The organism is Bacillus sp. N447-1 (genome assembly GCF_022701035.1).
GTDB lineage: Bacteria > Bacillota > Bacilli > Bacillales > Bacillaceae_G > Bacillus_A > Bacillus_A cereus.
This window is the reverse complement of record NZ_CP065509.1, coordinates 2,733,860-2,753,557: the sequence shown is the minus strand read 5'-3', so window position 1 is coordinate 2,753,557 and position 19,698 is coordinate 2,733,860. Positions and strand designations below refer to the sequence as shown.

The window sequence follows — 19,698 nt, the reverse complement described above, 5'->3', positions numbered from 1 at the left end:
TCTAAATTATCGTGTAGAATAATGTTGTAAAATGTAAACGTTTTTCTAAGGGGAGGCTAAAAAAAATGGTAGTAGCATACAAACATGAGCCATTTACAGATTTTTCAGTGGAGGCTAACAAATTAGCGTTTGAAGAAGGTTTAAAGAAAGTAGAATCTTATCTTGGACAAGACTATCCATTAATTATTGGGGGAGAAAAAATCACTACAGAAGACAAAATTGTTTCTGTAAACCCTGCAAATAAAGAGGAACTTGTTGGTCGTGTTTCAAAAGCAAGCCGTGAGTTAGCTGAAAAAGCAATGCAAGTAGCGGATGAAACATTCCAAACTTGGAGAAAATCAAAGCCAGAAATGCGTGCAGACATTTTATTCCGTGCTGCAGCAATCGTTCGTCGCAGAAAACATGAATTCTCTGCTATTCTTGTAAAAGAAGCAGGTAAGCCATGGAATGAGGCAGATGCTGATACAGCAGAAGCAATCGACTTTATGGAATATTATGGTCGTCAAATGTTAAAATTAAAAGACGGTATTCCAGTAGAAAGCCGTCCAATTGAATATAATCGTTTCTCTTACATTCCATTAGGAGTAGGTGTTATCATTTCTCCTTGGAACTTCCCATTCGCAATTATGGCAGGTATGACAACAGCTGCTTTAGTTTCTGGTAACACAGTATTACTAAAACCAGCTAGTACAACTCCTGTAGTAGCAGCGAAATTTATGGAAGTATTAGAAGAAGCTGGCTTACCAGCTGGCGTAGTAAACTTCGTTCCAGGTAACGGTTCTGAAGTTGGTGACTACTTAGTAGATCATCCTCGTACACGTTTCGTAAGCTTCACGGGATCTCGTGATGTAGGTATCCGCATCTATGAGCGTGCAGCGAAAGTAAACCCAGGACAAATTTGGTTAAAACGCGTTATCGCTGAAATGGGCGGTAAAGATACAATCGTTGTTGATAAAGAAGCAGATCTTGAATTAGCAGCTAAGTCTATCGTTGCATCAGCATTCGGATTCTCAGGACAAAAATGTTCTGCATGTTCTCGTGCAGTAATCCATGAAGATGTATATGATCATGTATTAAATCGTGCTGTTGAATTAACAAAAGAATTAACAGTTGCTAACCCAGCAGTATTAGGTACAAACATGGGTCCTGTTAATGACCAAGCTGCATTCGATAAAGTAATGAGCTATGTTGCAATTGGTAAAGAAGAAGGTAGAATCTTAGCAGGTGGCGAAGGAGACGATTCTAAAGGCTGGTTCATCCAACCAACAATCGTTGCTGACGTTGCAGAAGATGCTCGCTTAATGAAAGAAGAAATCTTCGGACCAGTAGTAGCATTCTGTAAAGCGAAAGACTTCGATCATGCACTTGCAATTGCAAATAATACGGAATACGGTTTAACAGGTGCTGTTATTACTAACAACCGTGACCATATTGAAAAAGCACGCGAAGACTTCCACGTTGGTAACTTATACTTCAACCGTGGATGTACTGGTGCAATCGTAGGTTACCAACCATTCGGTGGCTTTAACATGTCTGGTACAGACTCTAAAGCTGGTGGACCTGATTACTTAGCACTTCACATGCAAGCAAAAACTACTTCTGAAACTTTATAAGAAATAGTAGAGGAGCTCTTCACAGAATGTGAAGAGCTCCTTTTAAAATTGAAATCCTATATATTACCATCGTTCGAAGGGAATGAGCTAAAACCTATTAATAGCGGGATAAACATGTGAACAGAAATAAAATGATGAGAAAAGTTGACTTATTAGTCATATTTTTTAGTATTCATTTTGAGAATTTCCTGTATAATACAATTTGAAAGAAAATCTATGGTTCGACAAGGAACACTCCTTTCGGTTTTGCTCACTGAAAGGAGTGTTTTTTTATGTAGCTAAAAATTCTTGCGTGCTTATTACATTTGCATATACGCCATTTAAACTAGCTAAAATTGTATTGTGAATGTAAACAGCTGGTATAGTAGCGTTCTTAAAAGACAGGTCTTTTGTAGCACAAGCATCATGTATAACGGTACATTGAAAGCCAAAATCGAATGCAGCCCTTACTGTAGCATCGATACACATATGAGTCATCATCCCACATACAACGACATGTTCAATATTTAAACGTTTTAATTGCTCTAGAAGATTAGTTTCTCGGAAGCTATTTGGATAATGTTTGACTATAACTGTTTCTTCTCTAAGTGGACGTACGCTTTCGTGAATATGTACACCTTCTGTATTAGGTAGGAAAAAAGTAGCGTCATCTTTTATAGCTACGTGTTGGATATGAAAAATAGGTTCGCTGTTTGTTCTAAAGTGTTGTAATAACTGATTAGCATATTCGCTTGCTTCTACTGGATTACGCAATTCCATCTTTCCATTTGGAAAATAATCGTTTTGAATATCGATGAGTAAAAGAGCTGTTTTCATATATTTATCTTCCTCCGAGTTTCATATTCAAATAAATTTATTCAATTCGTAGAGAAGATTCTCCTGTTTAAAAATATGAGGAAGAAGAATTTTAAATAACCTTGAAAGTTACTATTTTCTCATGAATTTTCATCTGAAAATTTTAATAAAGGAATAATTAATATTTTTCTAAAAAATGTATTGACTCTTATTATTCTGAGTTCTATAATGAGAATTAATTAAACGACAATTAAATCGATACATTCTTATCCAGAGAGGTGGAGGGACTGGCCCTACGATACCTCAGCAACGGGTTTTTTTAATACCGTGCTAACTCCAGCAAGCCATATAAAGGCTTGGAAGATGAGAAGATGTGAACGAGTACATATAAGTGCTCTCCTTCTTATCTTTATGGTTGATAAGAAGGAGAGCACTTTTTATTTTACCTCGAAAGCTCTGCTTCAAGTTTTTACAGCATATAGGAGGGGAAAAAATGATTTCTTTTAACAATGTAAGTAAAGTGTATGAATCAGCTGGGCAATCTGTTCATGCGGTGGAGGATGTAACATTATCAGTTGAGAAAGGCGAAATTTTTGGCATTATTGGTTTTAGTGGCGCTGGAAAGAGTACGTTATTACGCTTAGTAAATATGTTAGAGAGACCGACGGCAGGAACGATTTCAATAGATGATAAAGATATTACATCATTATCGACGAAAGAATTACGTAAACTGAGACAAAGAATCGGAATGATTTTCCAAAGTTTTAATTTATTTAATTCAAGAACAGTATTTGGAAATATTGCTTATCCATTAAAGTTAGCGAAAGTACCAAAGAATGAGATAAAAGAAAGAGTAAATGAACTGCTGAAGTTTGTAGGGTTAGAAGATAAAGCAAACTATTACCCAGAGCAGCTATCAGGTGGACAAAAGCAGCGTGTGGGCATTGCTAGAGCACTTGCGACATCGCCAGATATTCTTATATGTGATGAGGCAACATCAGCCTTAGATCCAGAAACAACGACAGAAATTCTAAACTTATTAAAGAAAGTAAATAGAGAATACAATTTAACAATTCTTCTTATTACACATGAAATGCATGTTGTGAAAGAAATTTGTCACCGTGTAGCTGTAATGGAGAAGGGAAAAGTTATTGAAGAAGGAAAACTGTTTGATGTTTTCACGCAACCAAAAACAAAGACGACTCAAAACTTTGTACGTTCTGTCATTAATGATCATTTACCGGAAAGTGTTCTAGCGAAAATTCAAAATGGTGGTCAAATTTATCGTCTAACATTTACTGGTGAGGAGACAGGACAGCCGGTACTATCATATATCGCAAAAAACTATAACGTCGATGTAAATGTACTGTACGGAAATATTATTGAACTTCAAAATGTGCTATTTGGAAATCTTCTTGTAGAGTTGCAAGGGGAGCAGAGGGAAATTCAAAAAGCATTACAACATCTAAGACTGCAAGTGCAGCTGAAGGAGGTAGAAGCTCATGCGAGTTGATTGGAGTATATTTTGGCCGCGCATACTAGATGCGACGGGGGATACCCTCTTAATGGTAATTGTAACCCTTATATTTGCTACAATTCTTGGTATACCTCTAGGTTTACTTTTATATGTAACGAGAAAAGGAAACTTTTTAGAAAATAAATGGGTCTTTTCTATTCTTAACATCATAATTAATACAATTCGTCCGGTACCATTCATTATCTTTTTAGTAGCGTTAAGTCCACTAACGAGAAGTGTTATCGGAACGACGATTGGAACAGCAGCAGCAATTTTCCCGATGACGTTAGTCGCATCAATTGGTATTGCTAGAATGGTTGAAACAAACCTTGTTTCCGTTCCGAAAGGAGTAATTGAAGCAGCGCAAGCAATGGGCGCCTCGCCAATTAGAATTGTTTTTGAAATCCTTGTACCAGAAGCGTTAGCGCCATTAATCTTAGGTGTCACATTTATGACAGTTGGTTTAATTGAATTTTCTGCAGTTGCTGGGCTTGTCGGTGGTGGCGGTCTTGGTGATTTAGCAATGACATATGGTTATCAACGTTTTGATACATCAGTTATGTTCGTAACGGTCGTGTTACTTATTATTCTCGTACAGATAGCTCAAAATTTAGGGAATTACTTTGCGAAAGTCTTGTTACGCAGATCATAAAAAGGAAGAGAGGAAAAGAAAATGAAGAAAATTTTAGCATTTGCATTATCAGCGATTGTAGGGATTTCGGCGTTAAGTGGCTGCTCGGATGCAGGAGCAAAAGAGAAAACAGTTCGCATTGGTGTAACTGGAACGGATGGAAACGCTTGGGAAATTGTAAAGGGAAAAGCTGAAAAAGAAGGGATTAAAGTTAAACTGATTGAGTTCTCTGATTACACAACGCCAAATAAAGCGTTAGCTGATGGAGATATTGAACTAAACTCATTCCAGCATATTGCGTTCTTAGAGCAATTTAAAAAGGAACATAAGTTAGATATTACAGCTGTTGGTACAACACAAATTGCACCAATGGGTTTATACTCTGAAAAATATAAGAAATCAAATGAAATCCCAGATGGTTCAGAAATTGCAATTCCAAACGATCCAACGAACCAAGCACGTGCATTAAAACTTCTTGATGCAGCTGGATTATTAAAGCTGAAAAAGGATTTTGGTCTATTTGGAGATCCAAGTGGTATTGCTGAAAATCCGAAGAAATTAAAAATTACACCGGTTATCGCACAGCAAACACCTCGTGTGTTAAAAGATGTAGCGGCATCAGTTATTAATAACGGTGTTGCTGGTCAAGCTGGATTAGATCCAGCGAAGGATCCTATTTTCTTAGAAGATCCAAAGAATGAAAATGCGAAGCCTTATATTAATATTTTCGCAGCTCGTACGAAAGATAAAGATGATCCAACACTGAAAAAAGTAATTGAATTATACCATTCAAAAGAAGTAACAGATGCAATTAAGAAAGAAACAAATGATGGTTCAATTTCAGTAGATCTTTCACTTGAGGAGCTTGAAAAAATCGTAAAATAATGACTGGGTTTAATGGACTAACAGAAGGAACCCCTCCGCTGTTAGTTCGTTCAACATATAAACTTAACAAACAAACCCTAATTCTGTACCTTCCAATTTTGTATAACGTAGAATCCAATGTTTGTTAAGTAGAGTAATGGACCAGGAGTTTTCCTGGTCTTTTTTTATGAATGAAAATAGCTAGCGAACAGTAAGGTAATCTGAAAAACCAATTGTTTAGATTGTTTTTTCAGATTAGGCAGAAAACTTTCTTTAAAATAGTATTCTTTTATGATAGATTTATAAATATAAAACTAGAATTTACATAAAAATCCATCATGGTAAATATACTTATCTATAATGGGTATACAGCTAACGAGGGGGAGAACGATGAGAAGACGTAATACGCAAGCGTTCACATTTTTAGCATGGACTTCATTTGTTTGTGCGCTTTCAGGTATGCTAATTGGGATTTATACGTTAGATGAAACGCTTAGTGTAAAAGGATACTATTTAATTGGAACATTATTTTTAACGATGTCTTGTTTTGTATTACAAAAAACAATTCGTGATAATGAAGAAGATAACGAGAGATTTCCAAAAAATAAACCGTTAGATAAAGAGTAAATTGTAAAGAAAGGCATTTGCCTTTCTTTTTTTATGTAAAAATGGCGTAAGTACTCTGTGTTGACTTGCTTGAAGTACTGAAAATTTGGTATCATCAATAGTATTGTAGATTGAACGATATATTATGGAGGTGGCCTAGCCGTGTCAAGAATTTCCGTTGAGAATGTAAAGCACGTAGCACATTTAGCACGTCTTGCAATTACTGATCAAGAAGCAGAAAAATTTCAAAAACAACTAGATGCAATTGTTACATTTGCAGAACAGTTAAATGAATTAGATACAACAGATGTAAAACCAACAACTCATGTATTAACTATGAAAAATGTTATGCGTGAAGATGTACCAGAAAAAGGTTTACCAGTTGAAGAAGTATTAAAAAATGCACCGGATCACAAAGATAATCAAATCCGTGTTCCAGCAGTATTAGAATAGAGGAGGGGAATTTCGATGTCATTATTTGATCATTCAGTATCAGAGTTACATAAGAAGTTAAACAACAAAGAAATTTCCGTTACGGATTTAGTAGAAGAATCTTACAAACGTATTGCGGATGTTGAAGATAACGTAAAAGCCTTTCTTACATTAGATGAAGAAAATGCACGCGCAAAAGCGAAAGAATTAGATGCAAAAATCGGCGCTGAAGATAATGGTTTATTATTCGGTATGCCAATTGGTGTAAAAGATAACATTGTAACTAACGGTCTTCGTACAACTTGTGCAAGCAAAATATTAGCAAACTTCGATCCAATTTATGATGCGACAGTTGTGCAAAAGCTAAAAGCTGCTGACACAATTACAATCGGTAAATTAAACATGGACGAGTTCGCAATGGGTTCTTCAAATGAAAACTCAGGATTCTACGCTACGAAAAACCCATGGAACTTAGATTACGTTCCAGGCGGATCTAGTGGTGGTTCTGCAGCAGCTGTAGCAGCAGGAGAAGTACTATTCTCTCTAGGTTCTGATACGGGTGGTTCTATCCGTCAGCCAGCTGCATATTGCGGTGTTGTAGGTTTAAAACCAACTTACGGACGCGTATCTCGTTACGGATTAGTAGCATTCGCATCTTCACTTGACCAAATCGGACCGATTACACGTACAGTAGAAGACAATGCATACTTATTACAAGCTATTTCAGGTATTGACCGCATGGATGCAACTTCTGCAAACGTTGAAGTTGGAAACTATTTAGCTGGTTTAACAGGCGATGTTAAAGGTTTACGCATTGCTGTACCGAAAGAATACTTAGGCGAAGGTGTTGGCGAAGAAGCTCGTGAGTCAGTACTAGCTGCTTTAAAAGTATTAGAAGGTATGGGCGCAACTTGGGAGGAAGTATCTCTTCCACACTCTAAATACGCTCTAGCAACGTATTACTTACTATCTTCTTCTGAAGCATCTGCTAACCTTTCACGCTTTGATGGCGTGCGTTACGGTGTTCGTTCTGATAATGTAAATAACTTATTAGATCTTTACAAAAACACACGTAGTGAAGGTTTCGGTGATGAAGTTAAACGTCGTATTATGCTTGGTACATTTGCTCTTAGCTCTGGTTACTATGATGCATATTACAAAAAAGCACAACAAGTACGTACATTAATTAAGAACGACTTTGAAAATGTATTTGCTAACTATGATGTTATTATTGGACCAACAACACCAACTCCGGCATTTAAAGTGGGAGAAAAAGTTGACGATCCAATGACAATGTATGCAAATGACATTTTAACAATCCCAGTAAACTTAGCGGGTGTTCCAGCGATTTCAGTTCCATGTGGATTCGGTGCTAACAACATGCCACTTGGTCTACAAATTATTGGTAAACACTTCGATGAAGCGACAATTTACCGCGTTGCACATGCGTTTGAGCAAGCAACAGACTATCATACAAAAAAAGCAAGTCTGTAAGGAGGCGAGCATAGATGAATTTAGAAACAATTATTGGTTTAGAGGTTCACGTTGAGTTAAAAACAAATTCGAAAATTTTCTCTGCGAGTCCAACAGAATTCGGAGCGGAGCCAAATACACAAACAAGTGTAATTGACTTAGGATACCCAGGGGTACTTCCTACTTTAAATAAAGAAGCAGTTAACTTTGCGATGAAAGCTGCAATGGCATTAAACTGTGAAATCGCAACGGAAACGAAGTTTGACCGTAAAAACTATTTCTATCCAGATAACCCGAAAGCTTACCAAATCTCTCAATTTGATAAGCCAATTGGTGAAAATGGTTGGATTGAAATCGAAGTAGACGGCAAAAAGAAACGTATCGGTATTACACGTCTTCATTTAGAAGAAGATGCTGGTAAATCAACGCATACAGCTGATGGTTCATTAGTAGACTACAACCGTCAAGGTATGCCTTTAATCGAGATCGTATCTGAGCCAGATATGCGTACGCCAGAAGAAGCATATGCATACTTAGAGAAGTTAAAATCAATCATTCAATACACTGGTGTATCTGATTGTAAGATGGAAGAAGGTTCCTTACGTTGTGATGCGAACATTTCTCTTCGTCCAGTTGGACAAGAGAAGTTCGGTACAAAAGCGGAACTGAAAAACTTAAACTCATTCACTTACGTACAAAAAGGTCTTGAGCACGAGCAAGTGCGCCAAGAAAAAGAACTGTTATCTGGTGGTATCATCCAACAAGAAACACGTCGTTATGATGAAGCAACGAAGAAAACAATCTTAATGCGTGTGAAAGAAGGATCTGACGATTACCGTTACTTCCCGGAGCCAGACTTAGTTGAACTTTACATTGATGATGAGTGGAAAGAAGCAGTTCGAGCTTCTATTCCAGAACTTCCAGATGCACGTAAAGCTCGCTACGTTGCAGAACTAGGCTTACCAGCTTATGATGCACACGTGTTAACATTAACGAAAGAGATGTCTGATTTCTTTGAAGCAACTGTTGCAGACGGTGCTGATGCGAAATTAACATCGAACTGGTTAATGGGTGAAGTACTTGCATACTTAAACAAACAACAAAAAGAATTAAAAGACGTTGCATTAACGCCTGCTGGTTTATCTAAAATGGTTCAATTAATTGAAAAAGGTACAATTTCTTCTAAAATCGCGAAGAAAGTATTTAATGAATTAATTGAAAAAGGTGGAGACCCAGAAGAAATCGTTAAAGCGAAAGGTCTTGTTCAAATTTCTGACGAGGGTACACTTCGTAAAGTTGTAACAGAAATTCTTGATAATAATGAGCAATCTATCGAAGACTTTAAAAACGGTAAAGACCGTGCAATTGGCTTCTTAGTTGGTCAAATTATGAAAGCTACAAAAGGACAAGCAAATCCACCGCTTGTTAACAAAATCTTACTTGAAGAGATTAATAAGCGATAATAGTAGTAACTTTTAAAGATTAAGCAGAAAAACACCCGTACATGGGTGTTTTTCTAGGTTAATCAAACGTTTGTTTAAATGAGACAAAATCGTTTAAACAAACGTTTGATTAACTGTCAAAAGTGGAAAAATGTTTGTATAGCAACTATGGTATGATAGTTGCAAAAAGGTGGGAATAATGATAAATCTAAACATAGAGGTTTTTTTCATCTCATGAAATAATAGATAGTTATTATTCGTTATATGTAAATTTTTATGGAAGAATGGATAGAAATAAAGTGAAACTTTAATCAGTGGGAGGTTCATCCAACACTGATTATTAGCCCTCACCAATCGGGCATTTACTGCCCGCAAATAGCGGGATAAATTTGGGGGTCAAATAAAAAACCATTGAAATGAATATTTACTTTTGATGGACTACACGAATCGGGTTCTTACTGCCTGTTTGAGCGGGATAAAAGAAGGATAGCAAGATGAGAGGAGGTAGGCATGGGAATACTGAATAGAAGTTCAGTATGTTCTTTTTCGATACATAAAGAAATTTCCTGTGCTAATAAATGATGAAGCGAGCAAGAATTATTTATAATCCTACTTCTGGGCGTGAGCTATTTAAGAAGAGCTTACCAGAAGTATTACAAAAATTAGAACAAGCTGGCTATGAGACATCTTGTCATGCGACAACGGGTCCTGGAGACGCTACTGTGGCGGCGAGGCAAGCTGCGGATCGTAAGTTTGATGTTGTTATTGCGGCTGGTGGCGACGGTACGTTAAATGAAGTAGTAAACGGTTTAGTTGGGCATGAATTCCGTCCGAAATTTGGAATTATTCCAGTTGGAACGACAAATGACTTTGCACGTGCAATTGGTGTACCTCGTTCTATTGAAGAGGCAGCAGATATTATTTGCGAAGGAAAAACAGTGCCATTAGACCTTGGTAGAGCGAACGATACATATTTTATTAACATCGCTGGTGGCGGTCGTATTACAGAATTAACATACGAAGTACCGAGTAAGTTAAAGACAGTATTAGGGCAGCTTGCTTATTACCTAAAAGGTATCGAGATGTTACCATCATTGCATCCGACATATGTTGAAATTGAGTATGATGGAAAGTTACTACAAGAAGAAATTACGATGTTTTTAATTACGAATACTCGTTCAGTAGGTGGATTTGAAAAGGTAGCACCGTATGCATCTATTAACGATGGGTTATTTGACCTATTAGTACTGAAAAAAGGTTCTATCGCTGATTTAATTAAAGCAGCAACACAAGCACAACGTGGTGAACATATTAATAATCCAAAAGTGTTATATACACAAGCGAACCGAATTAAAGTACATTCACCAGATAAACTAATGATTAATTTAGATGGTGAGTATGGTGGAGATGCACCGATGGAATTCGAAAATATATATCATTGTTTAGAACTATTTGTTCCTGAACATCAAGAGGATGCCCTGTAAAGGCATCCTCTTTTACTTTGTTAAAATGAATTGTAAATTGGGAGTTAGTTTGATTTTTATGGTATTTTTACAATTCTTTTATTTTACATCCATATTTTATTGATACACTGGAGGAGATAAGAAACGAGAGGTAGGATGCTATGGAGAAGGTAAAAGCAATACTATTTGATAAAGATGGGACATTAATGGATTTTCATTCAATTTGGATAAAAGTAGCTGAAGAACTTGTAGCTGAATGTATAAGTTTATATCATTTACCAAGTACAATAGGGCAGAACTTATTAGAAGAGATTGGTGTAGAGGGAGCATTTGTTAATCCAAGGAGTGCAATAGCTGCTGGAACAAGCCTTGATGTAGCGAAGGGGCTTTGTAATTATATTGAGTCTGCTAGAGAAGAAGAGATGCATCAGTGGGTAAGTGAGAAGTTATTTTCCCTTATGTATGAGCATCGTTCGCATATGAAAATGACAGCAGACTTACCGAAAGTGTTACAGGCATTAAAAGATAAAGGATTTATATTAGGGGTTGTCACGGCGGATGATTTCGCACCAACAGAATTATTTTTAAAACAATATAAGTTGGAGAACTTTTTTGATTATATTATAGCCTCGGATACATTCCCTGCGCAAAAACCAGATAAAAAGATTATAGAAGTGTTTTGTGAGAAATTTAATTTAGAATCATGTGAGGTTGCGGTTGTTGGAGATACGCCAACTGATTTACATTTAGCTAAAAATGGCGATTGCTATGCAATTGGGGTGCTATCTGGTACAGGAGACCGTCCAACATTAGAACCACTTGCTGATTTAGTGTTAGATTCTGTTGGAGAGTTTATTTCTCAATCGGGTGAGTTTTTCTGGGAGAAAGAAAAGTCTAATGTGTAAGGAAAATAAGTCTATAAAGACTCTTAATGAGTCTTTATAGACTTATTTTTTATGCCTGGATACAAAGAATATAGGATAAATGCTAGAAAAGAAAGTTGGCATATATTTTGCAATAAAAAGAGAAAACAATGTAAAGAAAAGGATGGGGTACGCAATGAACACAAAAAAATTTGCTAAAGTAAATGAACAAATTCCAGGACCGAAAGCGGCATCTTTATTAGAACGCCGTCAAAATATAGTACCAAAAGGAGTAAGTAACGGCATCCCAACGTTTGTACAATCTGCCAATGGTGCTCTTGTAACAGATGTTGATGGCAATCAGTACATTGATTTTGCAGGAGCAATCGGGACAATTAACGTAGGGCATTGTCATCCAACGGTTAAAGAAGCGCTCCATAAACAAGTCGATCAATACATTCATACTGGATTTAACGTCATGATGTATGAGCCATATATTGAATTAGCAGAAAAGCTTGCGGCATTGGCACCAGGAAGTTTCGATAAGCAAGTCCTGTTTTTAAATAGTGGTGCAGAAGCAGTTGAGAACGCGGTGAAAATCGCTCGTAAATATACGAAGAGACCTGGTATTATCGCATTTTCTAAAGGTTTCCACGGGCGTACATTAATGACAATGACGATGACAAGTAAAGTGAAGCCATATAAATTTGGGTTTGGTCCCTTTGCTCCAGAAGTATATAAAGCGCCATTTCCATACGAATACCGTCGCCCAGAGGGATTAACGGAAGAGCAGTATGATGATTTTATTATTGAAGAGTTTAAGAACTTCTTCATATCGGAAGTAGCACCAGAAACAATTGCAGCTGTTGTAATGGAACCTGTTCAAGGGGAAGGTGGATTTATCGTCCCAAGTAAGAAATTTGTTCAAGAAGTACGCCGCATTTGTTCAGAGAACGGCATCTTATTTGTAGCGGATGAAATACAAACAGGCTTTAGTCGTACAGGAAAATATTTTGCAATTGATCACTATGATGTCGTTCCAGATTTAATTACAGTGTCTAAATCATTAGGTGCTGGTGTACCGATAAGTGGTGTCATTGGACGTAAAGAAATTATGAATGAGTCTGCACCAGGTGAACTTGGTGGAACGTATGCAGGAAGTCCATTAGGATGTGCGGCTGCATTAGCTGTTCTCGATGTAATAGAAAATGAGAAATTAAATGATAGAGCGATAGAATTAGGAAAAGTCGTAATGAACCGATTCGAAGAGATGAAAAATAAATATCATTGCATCGGTGATGTGCGTGGGTTAGGCGCAATGTGTGCATTTGAGGTCGTTCAAGATCGTAAGACGAAAGCACCTGACAAAACGTTAACGGCTAATCTATGTGCAGAAGCAAATAAGCGTGGGTTACTGTTATTATCAGCAGGGACATATGGAAATGTTATCCGTGTGTTAATGCCTTTAGTTATTACAGATGAGCAACTTGAAGAAGGTTTAACAATAATTGAAGAATCATTGCAAGCTTGTTATGAGCAAACAAACATCGCTCGCGTTTAAAAACTGAAGTATAAATAGCAAACATTCTAGCTGACTCTATATTAAATGCAGAAAATTCACTTTATAATAAAGGTAGTGAAGTGGATCGATGGATTTGAAGTTAGGGGTGGCTAGGATGGTTGCAGAAAAGGAACGAGTGTTAATGGATTTAAAAGATGTATTTGAATATGCGTTTGACGAAATTTTTGTTACAGATGAGCAAGGGATCGTTGTGCGTGTAAATAGTACATGTGAAAGGCACTACCAACTAGCTGCAGAAGAGTTAGTTGGTAAGCATGTAAAAGAACTACAAAAGGATGGAATCTTTTATCCATCAGCGACATTAGAAGTGATTGAAAAAAAGAGGCCAATTGAACTCGTTCAAACTACAAAATCAGGAGAGTATTTACACGTTCGTACAAGGCCTGTTTTTGATGATGAGGGAAATTTAAGAAGAGTGATTAGTTATTCTCGCGACCTTACTGAACTCTATCAATTACGTCAAAAGGTAGAGGAAATGGATAATCAGCTAAAAACATATAAAAAAGAATTAAGAGAAACATATGAGCATGAAGGACTTATTTTTAAAAGTCTAGCTATGCAAAAAATAGTCGATACAATCAAAAAAGTATCTGTAGTGGATAGTACTGTTCTCGTTTTAGGCGAGACTGGAGTAGGAAAAAGTCGATTAGTACGCCATTTACATGAAGTGAGTCACCGTAAGCATGAAAGTTTCTATGAAATTAATTGTGCGGCATTGCCAACTAATTTAATTGAATCGGAGCTTTTTGGATATTCAGGTGGATCTTTTACAGGTGCGAATCGTGAAGGGAAAAAGGGACTATTAGAATCCGCGCATAAAGGAACTCTTTTTTTAGATGAAATCGGTGAAATGCCGCTTGAAATTCAAGCGAAGCTTTTGCAAGTATTGCAAGAAAAAACATTTCGTCCTATAGGCGGAAGAGAATTAAAAAAAGTGGATGTTCGAATTGTGGCGGCAACAAATAGAGATTTAAGCGAGATGGTGAAACAAGGAAAATTTCGGAAAGATTTATACTATCGTTTGAATGTCATTCCAATTGCAATTCCCCCGCTTAGGGAAAGAACAGAAGATATTTTGCCGCTTATTTATCATTACTTGCAGCACTTTAATAAAAAGTACGGACGTGATGTGAAACTAGCGCCGAGTACGTTACAAATGTTTGTTGGATATCCGTGGGAAGGGAACAATAGAGAAATAGAGAATGTAATTGAGAGAATTGTTATTACTGTTGATGATGTTGTAACGGTAGAGGATTTGCCACTCTCTATGCAAGAGGCTGCAGTTGAACAATCGGGGCAAAGCCTTTATAAAATGCTGGAAGAGGTAGAGAGAAATATAATTCTTAAAGCGTATAAAACGTATGGATCAAGTTATAAAGTGGCTGAGTTTTTGCAAATTAGTCAATCTGCTGCTACTAGAAAAATTAAGAAGTTCATAGAGGAGGAAGAAAACATTGGATAAAAAGGCGACTTTCGTAAGTATAGATAAAAAGGCGACTTTCGTAAGTATAGATAAAAAGGCGATGTATATAAATGGTGAGTGGATTACACTACAAGAACAAATTGAAGTAAATAATCCTGCGACGAAGGAAATATTTGCAACTGTACCAAAAGGCGGAGTAACAGAGGCAAAGCAAGCTGTTGATGCTGCACATGAAGCTTTTAAAACGTGGTCTAAGTTAACGGCAGCAGATCGTGCAACGAAGTTAAAAAAGTGGTTTACGCTTATTGATGAAAATAAAGAAGAGATCGCAGCGATTATGACGAAGGAACAAGGGAAGCCGTTTGCAGAAGCGCTTGGTGAAGTAAATTATGCAAACAGTTTTGTTGAATGGTATGCAGAAGAGGGGAAACGCGTATATGGTGAAATGATTCCTGCTGCTCATCCGAATAAGCGCATTTTAGTTATGAAGCAACCAGTTGGCGTTATGGCAGCTATTACACCTTGGAACTTCCCAGCTGCTATGATTACGAGAAAGGTAGCCCCAGCGCTTGCAGCAGGCTGTACAGCCGTTGTGAAACCGGCAAGTCAAACGCCATTAACTGCATTGAAATTAGCTGAATTAGCCCATGAAGCAGATATTCCAAAGGGTGTAATCAATATCATAACAGGTAGTGCAAAAGCAATTGCTGATACATGGATGGAAGATGGTCGCGTTCGAAAAGTGTCCTTTACAGGGTCAACGGAAATCGGGAAAGAGTTAATGGCTAGTGCGGCGCAAACGATGAAAAAAGTTTCGCTTGAGTTAGGGGGACACGCTCCGTTTATCGTAATGAATGATGCAGATTTAGATAAAGCAGTAGAAGCGGTGATTGGTTCGAAATTCCGTAATGCAGGACAAACGTGTATATGTACAAACCGAGTATTCGTTCAAGAAGAAGTATACGAAGTATTTGTAGAGAAGTTCCAAAAGGCAGTAGGGCAGTTGAAAGTAGGAGACGGTTTCGGTGACGGAACGACTGTCGGGCCACTTATTGATGAGAATGCAGTTTCAAAAGTACAAGAACATATTGAAGATGCTATTCAAAAAGGTGGAACAGTTTTATATGGTGGTCAAAAGGTCGCAGAGTTAGAGGGACATTTCATTCAACCGACTGTAATTGGGTTGGCAAATGATACGATGCTTTGTATGAATGAAGAAACATTTGGGCCAGTGGCACCAGTTGCGAAATTTAAAACAGTTGATGAAGTAATCGAACGTGCAAACAATACACCATACGGTTTAGCTGCGTATATTTTCACGAAAGACATTAGCCAAGCATTCCAAATTAGTGAAGCGTTAGAGTACGGTATTATCGGTCTAAACGATGGTCTTCCATCAGTTGCACAAGCACCATTTGGTGGATTTAAAGAAAGTGGTATCGGTCGTGAAGGAGGCCATTTCGGCATCGAGGAATATTTAGAAATTAAATATATTTCATTGGGATTATAAGTAGTATACTAGAATCTCTATAAGGTAACAGAGAAGGAGATTCTAGTATGGTATATTGGCTATTATTACTTGTTACAATTATTTTTGAAGTAGCTGGAACAATTGCGATGAAACTATCAAATGGTTTAACAAAGCTCGTTCCAAGTGTACTGATTTTCGTGTTTTATGGGATTTGTTTCAGCGTGTTTGCCATCGTTGTGAAAAAGATTCATTTAAGTATTGCTTATGCTATTTGGTCTGGCGTTGGAACATTACTTATTACAATCATTAGTGTGTACTTTTTTAAAGAGCATATTAGTTTATTTCAAGCATTTTGTATTCTTTTTATTGTTTTGGGTGTCATTGGGCTTAAGGTTTCATCGGCATCATGAAAGCTATCTTTTGTAGAAGATAGCTTTTTTCTATTTGTGCAGTTAGCAATTAATACGACAAAATATGACAAGAAAGAGTAAAGCGTTTTGTTATGATACATATGAAATATTGTCTTATGTGGAGGAAAGAGTATGTTAAAAAAGGTAAGTCAAATTGTTTTAATTTTTGGCATAGCTTTTAGTTTAAGTGCTTGCACTGAGACTAAAGATAGTAATGAAAGTAAACAAGAAGATGTTCAAGATAAAGTGTATAAAATAGGGGAGACAGTAGACGTAGATGGTTTGCAAGTAACTATCGATTCAGTTAAATTAGGATATCCGGATTATGATGAGAATAAAAAGAAAGAGGAGATTTTGGGGATTATTTTCAAAGTAGAAAATAATAGTAAAAAGGAAATACCTTTTGCATTTTATGAATTTGAGATTACCGATAAGAAAGGTACAAGATTTAAAGAATATAATAACCCTGATAGCTTTATTAGTAAAAAGTTAGCACCAGATGAAAAAATTCAAGATATCATGCTATTTGACGTAGCGAAAGAAAATACGTATATCGCTACGTATAGACCGGAGTTTACGCATGAAAATAGAACGATAAAATTTGAATTGAAACCAAATAAATAAAGAAACACATTGGATTATCCAATGTGTTTCTTTATGGTAATAAATTTAAAACGCCCAGTTACCTTTACGGAAGATAGGCTCATGTCTGCCATCAGCAGTAATACCGTCAATATCAAGCTCAGCTGATCCAATCATGAAGTCGTTGTGTGTGATACTAGCGTTTGCGCCGTTTTCAGCAAGTTCTTCTTTAGACATTGTTTTTCCGCCAACTAAGTTAAATGCATAAGCATTTCCGATTGCAAGGTGGCAAGATGCATTTTCGTCAAATAGTGTATTGTAGAATAAAACATTTGTGTTTGAAATTGGTGAGTCATGAGGTACTAAAGCTACTTCTCCTAAGAAGTGAGAACCTTCATCTGTTTCTACTAAATGTTTTAAAGCTTCTTCACCAGCTTCAGCTTTATAGTCTACGATACGCCCGTTTTCAAATGTTAACGTGAAATTATCGATAATATTACCTGCAAATACTAACGGTTTTGTACTAGAAACTTGGCCGTTTACACCTGTTTTAAGTGGCATTGTAAATACTTCTTCAGTTGGAATATTAGCCATAAATGGTACGTTCTTTTCATTTAAGCTACCAGCACCAGCCCATACATGTTTTTCTGGAAGTTCGATTGTTAAATCTGTTCCAGGACCTGTATAGTGAAGAGCTTTATAATGCTTTTCGTTTAAGTAATCCACTTTTGTATGTAATGTTTCATCATGTTCTTTCCATGCTTCTACAGGATTTTCTAAATCAGCACGAGTAGCTTTGAAAATAGCATCCCATAACTTTGCTTCTTGTTCTTCTGGCGCTACGTCAGGGAATACTTTTGCAGCCCATTCTTTCGTAGGAACAGAAATGACACACCAACTTACTTTATCTGCTTGTACGTAATCACGGTATACTTTCATTGCTTCTCCAGCTACTTTATGAGCTGTTGCAATACGCGATGCTTCTACACCTTTTAATAAATCAGGGTTTTCTGCATAGATAGACATAAATGCAGCGCCTTCTTTTGCTAATTCTTCACGAGCATGTGCTTTCCAAGATGGAAATTCAGCGAAAGCTTCTTCCGGAGCTAGATCGAACTTTAAGCGTGTTAACGTCTCATCATTCCAATCTACATATACGTGTTTTGCACCAGATTTATATGCTTTTTCTGTAACGAGGCGTACAAATTGTACAGCTTCAAGAGGTGCACTAATTGATAAAGTTTGTCCAGGTTGAATATTAACACCAACATTAACTGCAAGAGCAGCATATTTCTCTAACGTTTGTTCAAATGACATATGTATAATCTCCTTTAATTTGAAAGATTTCTTACTATATATAATACAAGAAAATTCTAAAAATATATATAAATATAAAGTAAAAAGAGAGCTCAAAATGTATTGAGCCCTTATATTTACTTAATTGAAGAAGCAAACTGCTCTACAGTCGTTGTATGGTGTATACGAACGCGCTTCATCTTTAACAATTCATCAGGTTCACCCTTCGTAATGAATTGCCCAGGCTTTGTCGTCGTCGCAAATTGATAATACTTCTTCGTTTCTGTAACAACCTTATCATCTACATGACCGAATGGATAAGCAATCGCGATAACAGGCTTACCTGTTATTTTTTCTAGCTTTTCTTTTGAACCTTTTAACTCTTCCTCATAGTTTGTAATTTTCGGTAAGTCTGCATGTGTTGCAGTATGAGATTGCACCGAGAAAATGCCGGAATCAACCATTTCTTTTATTTCAGAAGTAGACAATGCTCCTTCTACATCAACGTTATCAACAATCATATATTCTGTTGCTGCCGGTTTAAAAGTATCATCTTTTAGCTTTTGTAAAACGCGAAATGCATTCATATTATTTTTCATACCGTCATCAAATGTAACGAAAATCGGCTTATTTACTTTATTTATATCACCCCAGCGTTCAAACGTTAAAAGCGTATAACCATTGTCTTTTAAATGTTTCATTTGTGCTTCAAAGTTAGCTGGTGATACGAATAAGTCTTTAATACCTTGACCATGATAATCATCGATTGCGTGATACATAAGAACAGGAACCTTTTGTTCGAAAGTAATAGTAGATTTCGTAAGCGGGATTGTTTTCCCATCTTCTTTCATTCCTATTGCTTCAATTTGGAACTCACCGCGTTTTCCTTCAAATTCCTTTATATCAAAAGGAATTGTAAATTGTTTCTCCTTTTCTTTAGAAGAAAAAGATTTAGCACGTTCCTTTCCATCAGCTGTGCGCCAAATTTTATATTGTACTTCATTTAAAGAATCTTTTAAGTCTGTAATATGAATACTTGTGTTTGTAGATTCGTGTGTGATGGGAGTATAAGAAATTTTACCTTGTTCTTGTAGAGCGTCTTTTTGTATAGCTACTTCTTGAACCTTTTTCTCTTTTTTAGGTTCTTGGCTTACATTGCTAGTATTGCAGCCTGCTAGAATGGCAGACGTACATAAAGCAATTGCTGCGTATTTTCTCATAAAAATCACCTTCTAT

At 36.7% G+C, this 19,698-nt stretch carries 17 protein-coding genes, 1 pseudogene and 1 riboswitch; of the genes and pseudogenes, 15 read left to right on the top strand and 3 right to left on the bottom strand.

All coding sequences use genetic code 11. The annotated features are described in order from the left end of the window. The first annotated feature begins 65 nt into the window (after nt 1-65). Nucleotides 66-1,613, top strand: coding sequence for an L-glutamate gamma-semialdehyde dehydrogenase (gene pruA, locus IQ781_RS13825; protein ID WP_000259555.1), 1,548 nt, complete (start codon nt 66-68; stop codon nt 1,611-1,613). 250 nt (nt 1,614-1,863) lie between these two features. On the opposite strand, the pseudogene IQ781_RS13820 reads toward pruA, so the two are convergent. Next, nucleotides 1,864-2,429: pseudogene (locus IQ781_RS13820) on the bottom strand (cysteine hydrolase family protein). A gap of 242 nt (nt 2,430-2,671) precedes the next feature. Beyond that, a riboswitch (SAM riboswitch) is annotated at nt 2,672-2,778 on the top strand. Between the two features lie 123 nt (nt 2,779-2,901). Here IQ781_RS13820 and IQ781_RS13815 point away from each other — a divergent pair. The 14 genes from IQ781_RS13815 to IQ781_RS13750 all read left to right on the top strand — a co-directional run bounded on the left by IQ781_RS13815 (nt 2,902) and on the right by IQ781_RS13750 (nt 17,208). Next, the gene (locus tag IQ781_RS13815; protein WP_000622969.1) at nt 2,902-3,921 is read left to right on the top strand and encodes a methionine ABC transporter ATP-binding protein; all 1,020 of its coding nucleotides are present in this window, start codon (nt 2,902-2,904) and stop codon (nt 3,919-3,921) included. Beyond that, nucleotides 3,911-4,576 carry a methionine ABC transporter permease gene (locus IQ781_RS13810; RefSeq protein ID WP_001261865.1) on the top strand — a complete coding sequence of 222 codons (666 nt, stop codon included), beginning with the start codon at nt 3,911-3,913 and terminating at the stop codon, nt 4,574-4,576. Before IQ781_RS13815 ends, IQ781_RS13810 begins: the two co-directional genes overlap by 11 nt. A 21-nt stretch (nt 4,577-4,597) precedes the next feature. Then, the gene (locus tag IQ781_RS13805; protein WP_000721575.1) at nt 4,598-5,440 is read left to right on the top strand and encodes a MetQ/NlpA family ABC transporter substrate-binding protein; all 843 of its coding nucleotides are present in this window, start codon (nt 4,598-4,600) and stop codon (nt 5,438-5,440) included. A 369-nt stretch (nt 5,441-5,809) separates the two neighbouring features. Beyond that, complete coding sequence (locus IQ781_RS13800) at nt 5,810-6,046, top strand: YiaA/YiaB family inner membrane protein (protein WP_001254393.1); 237 nt, start codon at nt 5,810-5,812, stop codon at nt 6,044-6,046. Nucleotides 6,047-6,187: 141 nt separating this feature from the next. Then, a complete protein-coding gene (gene gatC / locus IQ781_RS13795) occupies nt 6,188-6,478 on the top strand; it encodes an Asp-tRNA(Asn)/Glu-tRNA(Gln) amidotransferase subunit GatC (RefSeq protein WP_000086999.1) in 291 nt (96 codons plus the stop codon). 15 nt (nt 6,479-6,493) lie between these two features. Next, on the top strand, nt 6,494-7,951 hold the full coding sequence (gene gatA / locus IQ781_RS13790; RefSeq protein ID WP_000051433.1) for an Asp-tRNA(Asn)/Glu-tRNA(Gln) amidotransferase subunit GatA: 1,458 nt from the start codon (nt 6,494-6,496) through the stop codon (nt 7,949-7,951). Between the two features lie 14 nt (nt 7,952-7,965). Beyond that, a complete protein-coding gene (gene gatB, locus IQ781_RS13785) occupies nt 7,966-9,393 on the top strand; it encodes an Asp-tRNA(Asn)/Glu-tRNA(Gln) amidotransferase subunit GatB (protein WP_001047685.1) in 1,428 nt (475 codons plus the stop codon). Between the two features lie 557 nt (nt 9,394-9,950). Continuing rightward, nucleotides 9,951-10,856 carry a diacylglycerol kinase gene (locus IQ781_RS13780; RefSeq protein WP_000977679.1) on the top strand — a complete coding sequence of 302 codons (906 nt, stop codon included), beginning with the start codon at nt 9,951-9,953 and terminating at the stop codon, nt 10,854-10,856. A 140-nt stretch (nt 10,857-10,996) separates the two neighbouring features. Continuing rightward, a complete protein-coding gene (locus IQ781_RS13775; protein ID WP_050252116.1) occupies nt 10,997-11,740 on the top strand; it encodes an HAD family hydrolase in 744 nt (247 codons plus the stop codon). A 154-nt stretch (nt 11,741-11,894) separates the two neighbouring features. Continuing rightward, nucleotides 11,895-13,259: a 4-aminobutyrate--2-oxoglutarate transaminase gene (gene gabT, locus IQ781_RS13770; protein WP_001093019.1), complete on the top strand. Its 1,365-nt coding sequence runs from the start codon at nt 11,895-11,897 to the stop codon at nt 13,257-13,259. Between the two features lie 115 nt (nt 13,260-13,374). Continuing rightward, a complete protein-coding gene (locus IQ781_RS13765) occupies nt 13,375-14,742 on the top strand; it encodes a sigma-54 interaction domain-containing protein (protein ID WP_050229112.1) in 1,368 nt (455 codons plus the stop codon). Between the two features lie 19 nt (nt 14,743-14,761). After that, nucleotides 14,762-16,213 (top strand): NADP-dependent succinate-semialdehyde dehydrogenase, encoded by a 1,452-nt coding sequence (gene gabD, locus IQ781_RS13760; protein WP_000358132.1) that lies wholly within the window; start codon nt 14,762-14,764, stop codon nt 16,211-16,213. 47 nt (nt 16,214-16,260) lie between these two features. Then, a complete protein-coding gene (locus IQ781_RS13755; protein ID WP_000263262.1) occupies nt 16,261-16,584 on the top strand; it encodes a DMT family transporter in 324 nt (107 codons plus the stop codon). Between the two features lie 132 nt (nt 16,585-16,716). Next, on the top strand, nt 16,717-17,208 hold the full coding sequence (locus IQ781_RS13750) for a DUF4352 domain-containing protein (RefSeq protein WP_000915109.1): 492 nt from the start codon (nt 16,717-16,719) through the stop codon (nt 17,206-17,208). A gap of 45 nt (nt 17,209-17,253) precedes the next feature. On the opposite strand, the gene IQ781_RS13745 is transcribed toward IQ781_RS13750, so the two are convergent. Together IQ781_RS13745 and IQ781_RS13740 are read right to left on the bottom strand one after the other, a co-directional pair. Next, nucleotides 17,254-18,483 carry an aminopeptidase gene (locus tag IQ781_RS13745; protein WP_000007349.1) on the bottom strand — a complete coding sequence of 410 codons (1,230 nt, stop codon included), beginning with the start codon at nt 18,481-18,483 and terminating at the stop codon, nt 17,254-17,256. Between the two features lie 116 nt (nt 18,484-18,599). Next, a complete protein-coding gene (locus IQ781_RS13740; RefSeq protein WP_001233727.1) occupies nt 18,600-19,682 on the bottom strand; it encodes a polysaccharide deacetylase family protein in 1,083 nt (360 codons plus the stop codon). Between the last annotated feature and the right edge of the window lie 16 nt (nt 19,683-19,698).